This window comes from Isoptericola nanjingensis (genome assembly GCF_050311635.1).
Taxonomy (GTDB): domain Bacteria; phylum Actinomycetota; class Actinomycetes; order Actinomycetales; family Cellulomonadaceae; genus Isoptericola; species Isoptericola nanjingensis.
Genome location: NZ_JBNOZL010000004.1, coordinates 522,246 through 531,988 on the forward strand (window position 1 = coordinate 522,246; position 9,743 = coordinate 531,988).

Annotated in this window: 11 protein-coding genes; 6 read left to right on the top strand and 5 right to left on the bottom strand. The window is 71.5% G+C overall.

Annotated features, from left to right (window positions below; translation table 11 throughout):
• Nucleotides 1-5 precede the first annotated feature (5 nt).
• The 3 genes from ACQP6G_RS10600 to nadA form a co-directional block, all read right to left on the bottom strand.
• The gene (locus ACQP6G_RS10600; protein WP_429764297.1) at nucleotides 6-542 is read right to left on the bottom strand and encodes an acyl-CoA thioesterase; all 537 of its coding nucleotides are present in this window, start codon (nucleotides 540-542) and stop codon (nucleotides 6-8) included.
• 82 nt (nucleotides 543-624) lie between these two features.
• Nucleotides 625-1,236 (bottom strand): DJ-1/PfpI family protein, encoded by a 612-nt coding sequence (locus tag ACQP6G_RS10605; protein WP_429764274.1) that lies wholly within the window; start codon nucleotides 1,234-1,236, stop codon nucleotides 625-627.
• 44 nt (nucleotides 1,237-1,280) lie between these two features.
• Complete coding sequence (gene nadA / locus ACQP6G_RS10610; protein ID WP_429764275.1) at nucleotides 1,281-2,510, bottom strand: quinolinate synthase NadA; 1,230 nt, start codon at nucleotides 2,508-2,510, stop codon at nucleotides 1,281-1,283.
• A 115-nt stretch (nucleotides 2,511-2,625) separates the two neighbouring features.
• Here nadA and ACQP6G_RS10615 point away from each other — a divergent pair, with 115 nt between their 5' ends.
• Both ACQP6G_RS10615 and erpA read left to right on the top strand, forming a co-directional pair.
• Entirely contained in the window at nucleotides 2,626-3,114 is a 489-nt protein-coding gene (locus tag ACQP6G_RS10615; RefSeq protein WP_429764276.1) for a hypothetical protein, read from the top strand.
• Between the two features lie 112 nt (nucleotides 3,115-3,226).
• Complete coding sequence (gene erpA, locus ACQP6G_RS10620) at nucleotides 3,227-3,577, top strand: iron-sulfur cluster insertion protein ErpA (RefSeq protein ID WP_429764277.1); 351 nt, start codon at nucleotides 3,227-3,229, stop codon at nucleotides 3,575-3,577.
• 81 nt (nucleotides 3,578-3,658) lie between these two features.
• Here the strand turns inward: erpA and ACQP6G_RS10625 are convergent, their stop codons facing one another.
• Nucleotides 3,659-3,931 (bottom strand): sulfurtransferase TusA family protein, encoded by a 273-nt coding sequence (locus tag ACQP6G_RS10625; RefSeq protein WP_429764278.1) that lies wholly within the window; start codon nucleotides 3,929-3,931, stop codon nucleotides 3,659-3,661.
• Nucleotides 3,928-5,127 carry a cysteine desulfurase family protein gene (locus ACQP6G_RS10630; RefSeq protein WP_429764279.1) on the bottom strand — a complete coding sequence of 400 codons (1,200 nt, stop codon included), beginning with the start codon at nucleotides 5,125-5,127 and terminating at the stop codon, nucleotides 3,928-3,930. Before ACQP6G_RS10630 ends, ACQP6G_RS10625 begins: the two co-directional genes overlap by 4 nt.
• A gap of 370 nt (nucleotides 5,128-5,497) precedes the next feature.
• Between ACQP6G_RS10630 and ctaC the strand changes: the two genes are divergently transcribed.
• The 4 genes from ctaC to ACQP6G_RS10650 all read left to right on the top strand — a co-directional run bounded on the left by ctaC (nucleotide 5,498) and on the right by ACQP6G_RS10650 (nucleotide 9,668).
• Nucleotides 5,498-6,421, top strand: a complete 924-nt coding sequence (ctaC, locus tag ACQP6G_RS10635) for an aa3-type cytochrome oxidase subunit II (RefSeq protein ID WP_429764280.1) — start codon at nucleotides 5,498-5,500, stop codon at nucleotides 6,419-6,421.
• Nucleotides 6,421-8,241, top strand: a complete 1,821-nt coding sequence (gene ctaD / locus ACQP6G_RS10640) for an aa3-type cytochrome oxidase subunit I (protein ID WP_429764281.1) — start codon at nucleotides 6,421-6,423, stop codon at nucleotides 8,239-8,241. The genes ctaC and ctaD overlap by 1 nt, the downstream gene beginning before the upstream one ends.
• Nucleotides 8,238-8,639, top strand: coding sequence for a cytochrome c oxidase subunit 4 (locus tag ACQP6G_RS10645; protein WP_429764282.1), 402 nt, complete (start codon nucleotides 8,238-8,240; stop codon nucleotides 8,637-8,639). Before ctaD ends, ACQP6G_RS10645 begins: the two co-directional genes overlap by 4 nt.
• A gap of 195 nt (nucleotides 8,640-8,834) precedes the next feature.
• Nucleotides 8,835-9,668 (top strand): SCO4651 family lipoprotein, encoded by an 834-nt coding sequence (locus ACQP6G_RS10650; protein WP_429764283.1) that lies wholly within the window; start codon nucleotides 8,835-8,837, stop codon nucleotides 9,666-9,668.
• The last annotated feature ends 75 nt before the right edge of the window (nucleotides 9,669-9,743 follow it).

Genomic DNA, 9,743 nt, shown 5'->3' on the forward strand with positions numbered 1-9,743 from the left:
GCGCGTCAGGCCCGGTCGGGGTCCCGGTGCGCGACGTCGAGCGCCCGGGCCCAGGCGGCGACGTCGTCGGGCAGGTCGGGGCTCTGCGCCGGAGCCTCCGGGCCCATGAGCGCGACGACGTCCGGCGCGGGGACCCGGGCGTTCCCCGGGCCGAGGAACCGGCCGGCCACGTAGCCGCGGCCGTAGAGCTGGCCGCGGCACGTGAAGACCTGCTCGATGTAGATCACGCGCTCGTCCCAGCCGAGCACGCGCGTGGTGATCTCGAACCGGTCGCCCAGCTTCAGGGAGCGCTTGTACGTCATCGTCGACGCCGCGACCACCGGGTACCACCTGCGGTCGCCGATCTTGGCGAAGCCGTCGAGGTCGGCGATGAAGTTGGACCGTGCCACGTCCATCATCTGCAGGTACGAGCCGTTGTTGACGTGCAGGTACAGGTCGAGGTCGCCGGGGTGCACGCGCATGCGCGTCACGGACGGGTCGAGCAGGCCCTGGCCGGGCACCGGCTTGCGGGGGCGCAGGGACGCCCAGGTGAGCTGGATCATTCGAGTCACCCGCGCAGGCTATATCGGCGACCGGCGGTATCAGATACCGTTCGCCCGGCCGCGCGCGCGGACGACCCGCGGGTCAGACCGGGGGAGCGGGGTCGTACTGGATCCCCCGGCGCACCGCGCGCGCCACCTCGGGCGACTCGAGCCGGGCCACCAGGTGCAGGGCCATGTCGATCCCGGCCGAGACGCCGGCCGCGGTCACGACGTCCCCGTCGTCGACGAACCTCGCCTCGGTGTCCACGACGACGCTCGGGTCGATCTCCGCCAGCTCGTCGTAGTGGTCGCGGTGCGTCGTCGCCGGCCGGCCGGCGAGCAGTCCCGCCGCCGCGAGCACCAAGGCGCCCGTGCACACGCTCGCGAGGACCGGCGTCTGCACGCGCACCTGCCGCAGCCACTCCAGGTGGGTCGGGTCGGCCATCATGGCGCGGGTGCCCCAGCCGCCCGGGTAGACCAGCACGTGCAGCGGGCCGACGTCGTCCGCGGAGCGGGCGGGCACGAGCCGCAGGCCCTTGGCGAGGCGCACGCCGTCGCCGTCGCGCGAGAAGGTGCTCACGTGCGGCTTCGGCCCCGACTCGGTGCTCGAGTGCTGCTCCCAGGCCGCGAGGACCTCGAACGGCCCGACGACGTCGAGCTCCTCCGCGTCGTCGAACACGAGGATGCCGATGTGGAGCCCGCCGTCGGTGCTCATGCCTTCTCCTGCGTCGTCAGGGCCGTCGCGGCCCCACGGTCATGTCAGATCCCGGGCAGCGCCAGCATCTGGTCGAGCGCTACGCGGGCCCAGTGGGCGTCGTCGGCGTCGACCACGATCCGGTTGACCACGCGTCCCTCGACCAGCGACTCCATCGCCCACACCAGGTGCGGGAGGTCGATGCGGTTCATGGTCGAGCAGAAGCACACGGTCGAGTCCAGGTAGTGCACCTGCTTGTCAGGGTGCGCCTTGGCGAGACGGCGCACCAGGTTGAGCTCGGTGCCGATCGCCCAGGAGCTGCCGGGCTCGGCGGCGTCGAGGGCCTTGATGATGAACTCGGTGGACCCCACCTGGTCCGCCGCGGTGATCACCTCGTGCTTGCACTCCGGGTGGGCCATCACCGTCACGCCGGGCACCCTCGCCCGGACGTCCTCGACGTTGCGCGCGGAGAAGCGCCCGTGCACCGAGCAGTGCCCCCGCCACAGGATCACGCGCGCGTCGCGCAGCTGCTGCTCGGTGAGGCCGCCGAGCGGCTTGCGCGGGTCGTAGACCACGCAGTCGTCCAGGCTCAGGCCGAGCTGGAGGACGGCGGTGTTGCGGCCCAGGTGCTGGTCCGGCAGGAACAGCACCTTGCCGGTGCCCTCCACGCCGCCCACCCGGTCGAACGCCCAGCGCAGCGCGACCTGCGCGTTCGACGACGTGCAGACGGTGCCGCCGTGGCGGCCGGTGAACGCCTTGATCGCGGCGGACGAGTTCATGTAGGTGACGGGCACGGTGTCGTCGGCGATCCCGACGTCCTGCAGCACCGCCCACGCCTCCTCGACCTGGCCGATCTCGGCCATGTCCGCCATGGAGCAGCCCGCGGCGAGGTCGGGCAGCACGACCTGCTGCGCGTCCGACGTGAGGATGTCGGCGCTCTCGGCCATGAAGTGCACGCCGCAGAACAGGACGAACTCCGCCTCGGGGCGGGCGGCGGCCTCGCGCGCGAGCTTGAAGGAGTCCCCGGTGACGTCGGCGAAGTCGATGACCTCGTCGCGCTGGTAGTGGTGCCCGAGCACGAACGCGCGCTCGCCCAGGGCGGCCCGCGCGGCGCGGGCCCGCTCCACCAGGTCCGGGTCCGACGGCGACGGCAGCGCCCCGGTGCACTCGACGCCCCGCTCGGAGGCGAGGTCGCGGCCCTGGCCGAGGAGCAGCAGCGCGGAGGGTGCGGGCTCGGCGAAACCGGCCGTGGTGCCGGTCGAGGTGCCCGCGGTGTCGTTCAGCAGGGTGGTCACGCGCCCATATTTCCACAGCGCCCGCGCGCGGCGCGCCGTGCGTCCGCGTCTCCGCCGGCGTCGCGTCCGGGACGTCGAGCGTCCGCGGCGCCGCCGGGTGTGCCACGATCGCGGCATGCAGGTGCTGCTCTGCGTCGGCGAGGACGCCGGCCCTCTGGCCCCCGCGCTCGCGACGGCGTGGCGGGAGGCCGCACCGTCGTGCGACGTGACCGCCGTCGTCCTGCCCGGCACCCCGTCCGACACGATGCCGCCCGGGGAGGCCCGACCGGCGCTCGCGGGCGTGTTCGTCCCCCTGGACGCCCTCGGGCTGTCGAGCGTCGCGGGGCCGGAGGAGGGGCCGCTCACCGGCCCGGCCGCGGAGGCCGACCTCGTCGTCGTGCACGTCCCCGTGCTGGACGGCACGACCCTGCGCGAGGGGAGCGTCCCCGCCGCCGTGGCGGCCGCCGCGCCGCACGCCGTCCCGGTCGTGGTGCTGGCCGGGCGCAGCGAGGTGTCGCGGCGCGAGTGGTCCGGGGCCGGGGTGAGCGGCGTGCACGAGACGGGGGCCGACGCCGTGCCGGCGACCGCGCGCGTGGCGCGGACCTGGGCGCCGTCCTGGGCATGACCGCCACGACCTCGACGGCTGCCGCGCCGCGCCTGTGACCCGCGTCATCGCGCCCACGGAATTCGCGCGTAGGATCGGGAACAGCCGTACCGGTCCGCCTGTTGGAGGAAGCATGACCGACACCACCGAGATCGCCACGCACGCCGTGGACCTGTCCGACGTCGCCGCCGACAAGGTTCGCAGCCTGCTCGAGCAGGAGGGCCGCGACGACCTCCGTCTGCGGGTGGCCGTCCAGCCCGGCGGCTGTTCCGGCCTCATCTACCAGCTCTACTTCGACGAGCGTCTCCTCGACGGCGACGCCCTGCGCGACTTCGACGGCGTCGAGGTCGTCGTGGACCGCATGAGCGTGCCCTACCTCGAGGGCGCGAAGATCGACTTCGCGGACACCATCGAGAAGCAGGGCTTCACGATCGACAACCCGAACGCCGGCAGCTCCTGCGCCTGCGGCGGTTCCTTCAGCTGAACCGCTGAGCGACCTCGACGGCCCGGCCGCCCCCACGGGGTGGCCGGGCCGTCGTCGTGGCGGGCCGGGTGTCGTCGCGGCTCAGGAGTCGGCGCCCAGCCGCACGGTGAGCGACCACACGCACCTGGTGCCTCCGTCTGCTCCCTCGTCCGGGGTCACCTCCGCCTCGGCGACGGTCGCGTGCCCCCGCATCCGGGCCCAGGCGGGCACGTCGTGCCGGGCCGCCGGGTCGGTCGACAGCACGGTCACGAGCGTCCCGGCGGGCAGGTCGCGGGACGCCGCGGCCAGCCGGATCACGGGCAGCGGGCAGCGCAGGCCGCGGGCGTCGACGACCACGGCGTCGCCGGCGCTCACAGCCCGCCCACCCCGAGCACGTCGCGCACCCGCCGCACGGCGCCCGGCAGGACGGCCAGGAAGCGGTCGACGTCGTCCTCGGTGGTCGACCGGTCGAGGGCGATCCGCACGTTGCCGTGCGTGAGCACCCCCATCGCCGCGAGCACGTGCGACGGCTCCAGGGTGCTCGCGGTGCAGGCGGAGCCGGAGCCGACGGCGAAGCCCGCCCGGTCCAGCTCCGTCACGAGCGCCTCGCCGTCGACGTACAGGCACGAGAACGTGACGACGTGGGGGAGCCGGTCGTCCGGCTCGCCCACCACCTCGACGTCGGGGACGGCTGCGGCCGCCTCCCGCACGCGCTGCGTGAGGAGCCGGCGCCGCTCGTCCTGCGCGGCGCGGTCGGCCTCCGTGGCCTGCAGGGCCACGGCGGCGGCGAACACGGCGGGCACGCTCACCCCGCCGGGCGCCCAGGGGTCGGCGTCCTCAGGCGCGGGTGGGACGGCCCGCACGCGCTGACGCACAGCGAGCACACCCACCCCGGCGGGCCCGCCCCAGTCGGCCGGGTGGGCGGCGAGGAGGTCCCAGGCGTCGGGCACGACGTCGTGGCCCAGCGATGCGCCCGCGTCCACGAGGAGCGGCACCCCCGCGGCCCGGGTGGCCTCGTGCACGGTGCTCAGCGGCTGCCGCGTGCCCACCTCGCCGTTGGCGTGCTGGAGCGCCGCGAGCGCGACGCCGGGGCGCGCGACGCGGTCCGCGAAGGCGTCCGCGTCGACGCGACCGTGGCGGTCGACGCCGACCACCGCGCGCTCGCCCTCCTGGGCCTGTGCGGCGGCGGCTGCCGCGTGCAGCACCGCCGCGCGCTCGGTGCCGCCCACGACGACGTCCCCGCCCGCGCGGCGCCGGGCCTTCGCGGTGCCCACCAGGGCGTCGCGCAGCGCGGACGCGTGTCCGGCCGTGAAGCGCACCTCCTCCGTACGCGCCCCCAGGACTGCGGCGACCGCCTCCCGCGCGCCGTCGAGGAGGCGCGCCGCCCTGCGTCCCTCCGTGTGCAGGCGGTGCGGGTCGGCCCAGCCGTCGTCGAGCGCCTGCAGGAGGGCCTGCCGCGCGAGCGGGTGCAGCGGGGCGCCGCCGCCGTTGTCCAGGTGCACCCGCGAGGCGGACGCCGTGGGCGGCGCCGCGGGGGAGTGGTTCCCGGTCGGCTCGGTGGTGTCGGTCACAGGCGTGCTCCGTGGGGGCTGACGTGCGTCCCGATGCCGTGTCGAGGCGCGTCGGGCGGGCGCGGATTGCGCGCCCGGGGCACGATCGTGCCATCTTCGGGGCGTCGAGGTCCGGTCGGTCGGGGTCCGGGACGGTCCGGAGGATCTGACACTCCCGAGGATCGATCTGACACTCTCCTGGGGTCTGTGTGCAAGAAGGAGTTGTGGACGTCCCGTGCGGAAAGAGTCACGCCCCGAGGGTGCTTTTGCGGCGTCGAACCTGCTCCGGGCGCGCTAGGCTGCACCTCATCGAGGACGAAGGTCCTGTCCGCGTGCCTGTTGCCCAGAGGGGCCGTGGCGGTCGGGCAGGACGTGACGTGAAAGGCCTCCCTTGCACTCGAAGAGCCCCACCCGCACCCGGCGGGTCATCCTGCGCGCGACGGCTATCGCCGGCGCCGTCGCCGTGTTGGCCTCCGGTTGTGCCAGCGACTCCGTCAAGCGCGGATACCTGCCCGGCTACGCCGACGGGGAGGTGACCAACCAGACCGAGCGAATCACGAACCTCTGGGTCGGCTCCTGGATCGCGGCGCTGATCGTCGGTGTGATCACGTGGGGCCTGATGCTGTGGTGCGTCGCGGCGTACCGCAAGCGCCGGGACGACCACCAGCTCCCGATCCAGACGCGCTACCACATGCCGCTCGAGATCATGTACACGGCCGTGCCGACGATCATGATCCTCGTCCTGTTCTTCTACACGGACCGCGACATGTCGGCCGTGCAGGACACCAGCGCCGAGCCGGACGTGAACATCCAGGTCATCGGCAAGCAGTGGAGCTGGGACTTCAACTACCTGGACTCCGACGTCTACGACTCCGGGCAGCACCTGCTCGACGTCGGCGGCCAGACGATCGACGACGAGGTCGACGGTGCCCCGGGCACGTCGAAGGACGTCCCGACGCTGTACCTCCCGGTCGACCAGACGGTCGAGTTCACGCTGGACTCCCGCGACGTCATCCACTCGTTCTGGATCCCCGCCTTCCTGTACAAGCAGGACATGATCCCGGGCCGGACCAACACCTTCCAGGTCACCCCGACCCGTGAGGGCACGTACGCCGGCAAGTGCGCCGAGCTCTGCGGCGAGTTCCACTCCGGGATGCTCTTCAACGTCAAGGTCGTCTCGCAGGCGGAGTACGACGCCCACATGGCCGACCTCGAGGCCGCTGGCCAGACCGGCGAGCTCGGGCTCGACCTGAACCGCCAGCAGCACGACGCGAACTTCCCGCAGGAAGACACCCTCCCGGAGGTCGAGAACTGATGGCGGCCACGACTGCCCCCGCGCACGACGTCGAGGTCATCCCCGGTCTCGCGCCGAAGCGCCAGAACCTCGGTCGCACCGTGGTCAAGTGGATCACCTCCACCGACCACAAGACGATCGGCTACCTGTACCTCATCACGTCGTTCATCTGGTTCGCGGTGGGAGGCATCCTCGCCCTGCTCATCCGCGCCGAGCTGTTCATGCCCGGCCTGCAGGTGGTGCAGAGCAAGGAGCAGTACAACCAGCTCTTCACGATGCACGGCACGATCATGCTGCTGCTGTTCGCGACACCCCTGTTCGCGGGCTTCGCCAACGTGATCATGCCCCTGCAGATCGGCGCGCCCGACGTCGCGTTCCCGCGGCTCAACATGTTCGCGTACTGGCTGTTCCTCTTCGGTGGCCTCATCGCGGCGGCGGGCTTCTTCACCCCGCAGGGCGCCGCGTCGTTCGGCTGGTTCGCGTACGCACCGTTGTCGAACACGACGTTCAGTCCAGGGCTAGGCGGAGACCTCTGGGTGTTCGGCCTCGCGCTGGCTGGCTTCGGCACCATCCTCGGTGCCGTCAACTTCATCACCACGATCATCACGATGCGCGCGCCGGGCATGACCATGTTCCGGATGCCGATCTTCACGTGGAACACGCTCGTCACGAGCCTCCTCGTGCTGATGGCCTTCCCGCCGCTGGCCTCCGCGCTCTTCGCGCTGGGCGCCGACCGTCGTCTCGGGGCGCAGGTCTTCAACCCCGAGAACGGCGGGGCGATCCTCTGGCAGCACCTGTTCTGGTTCTTCGGCCACCCCGAGGTGTACATCATCGCGCTGCCGTTCTTCGGCATCGTGTCGGAGATCTTCCCGGTCTTCAGCCGCAAGCCGATCTTCGGCTACAAGGGCCTGATCTACGCGACGATCGCGATCGCGGCGCTGTCCGTGACGGTGTGGGCCCACCACATGTACGTGACCGGCGCGGTGCTCCTGCCGTTCTTCGCCTTCATGACGATGCTGATCGCCATCCCGACCGGTGTGAAGTTCTTCAACTGGATCGGCACGATGTGGCGCGGGAAGCTCACGTTCGAGACACCGATGCTGTGGTCGATCGGCTTCCTCGTGACCTTCCTCTTCGGCGGCCTGACGGGCATCATCCTGTCCAGCCCCGCCCTGGACTTCCACCTGTCCGACTCGTACTTCGTGGTGGCGCACTTCCACTACGTGGTCTTCGGCACCGTGGTGTTCGCGATGTTCGCCGGCTTCTACTTCTGGTGGCCGAAGTTCACGGGCCGGATGCTCAACGAGCGGCTCGGCAAGATCCACTTCTGGCTGCTGTTCATCGGCTTCCACATGACGTTCCTCATCCAGCACTGGCTGGGCGTCGAGGGCATGGCCCGTCGGTACGCCGACTACATGCCCGAGGAGGGCTTCACCTGGGAGAACCAGGTGTCGACCATCGGCGCGTTCATCCTGGCGGCCTCCACGCTGCCGTTCCTGTGGAACGTGTACACGACCTGGCGGAACGCGCCGAAGGTCACCGTCGACGACCCGTGGGGCTACGGCCGCTCCCTCGAGTGGGCCACCAGCTGCCCGCCGCCGCGGCACAACTTCACCTCGCTGCCGCGCATCCGCTCGGAGTCGCCGGCCTTCGACCTGCACCACCCCGAGGTCGCGGCGATGGAGCAGGCGCCGGGCCACGGGCCTCTGGTCCAGGTCTACGGTGACCCGGACCGGCGCGGGCACCAGCAGCTGGTCGAGGAGCGTCGCGACAGCGCGCAGTCGTCGGCTGCCCAGTCGACCACCACCGTGATCGACGACGAGGGGGAGAACCGCAAGTGAAGATCGAGATCAAGCTCTTCCTGTTCCTCGCCCCGTTCTTCGTGCTCGTCGGAGTGATCTACGGCTTCGTCACGCACTTCCAGGAGCCGGTCGGCTACCTCGGCATCCCGCTGGTGGGTGCGCTCGTCGCGATGGTGGGCGCCTACCTCGCGCTCACCGCCCGTCGTATCGACCCCCGTCCGGAGGACGACGAGGAGGGCGAGATCGAGCAGGGCGCCGGCGACCAGGGCGTGTACTCGCCGTGGAGCTGGTGGCCGCTGGTGATCGCCGCCGCCGCCGCGATCGCGTTCCTTGGGCTTGCCGTGGGCTGGTGGGTGCTCTACATCGGCTTCATCCTCGGGGTCATCGGGCTCGTCGGCTGGGTGTTCGAGTTCAGCCGCGGTCAGCACGCCCACTGAGGCTTCTGCTCCCGGGAAGGGCCCCTCACGCGACGCGCGTGAGGGGCCCTTCGCCGTTCCCCCGGGGGCGTCCTAGGGCCGAGACGGCGCGGGACACGGATCGACAACGATCCGCGACGGTGCTGTCCGACCCGCTGACCGTGCAGTGCATCCCGTGATGCAATGAAACTTCACGATTCCCTGAGAAGGAGCATCATGCGCGTCCCCCAGAAGACCGTGGCCCTGGCATCGGCGGGCCTGGTCGCCCTCGCCCTGAGCGCCTGCGGGAGCGAGGAGCCCGCGGCCCCCGCCGCCGGCGAGCAGGCCGCCGAGGAGCCGGCGGCGAAGATCGCGACGGTCTCGACGATGACGGACCTGGCCGGACAGATGCAGGCCGCGCAGGAAGAGGCGTCGAGCGCGCACATGGAGCTGACGTACTCGGGCGAGCTCGCCGAGTCGGCGGGGATGACCGAGAGCACCACGTCGGCCGACGTGGCCTACGGCCCGACGTTCGACGAGACGACCATGCAGATGTCCATGGCGGTCATGGGCATGGACATGGACATCGTGCTGCTCGACGGCACGATCTACCTGTCCATGGGGGAGATGACCCAGGGCAAGTACCTGTCGATGACCGCTGAGGACATGGCGAAGGACCCGGCCCTCGCAGGCACGATCGACTCGATGGAGTCCATGGACGCGGCCTCGCAGGCAGAGGCGATGGCGGACGCCGTGACCTCGTTCGAGCACACCGGCACCGAGACCGTCGACGGTGTCGAGACCCAGGTCTACACGGCCACGATCGACCCGTCCAAGGTGAAGGACGGCACGGCGGGCATCGACGCGTCGACCGCTGACCAGCTCGGCGAGATCTCCGCGGTCTACAAGGTGGACCCGCGGGGCCTGCCCGTGGAGGCCGACATCACGATGGAGGTCGAGGGGCAGGAGATGGTCGTCGAGTCCACGTTCAGCAAGTGGGGCGAGCCGGTCGACGTCACGGCGCCCGCCGAGGACGACGTGATCCCGTACTCGGAGTTCGGTCAGGGCTGATCCCGCGAGATAGAGAGACTCGCCGAGATAGAGAGGCCGGGACGGGGCCGCAGCACCGCGGCCCCGTCCCGGCCT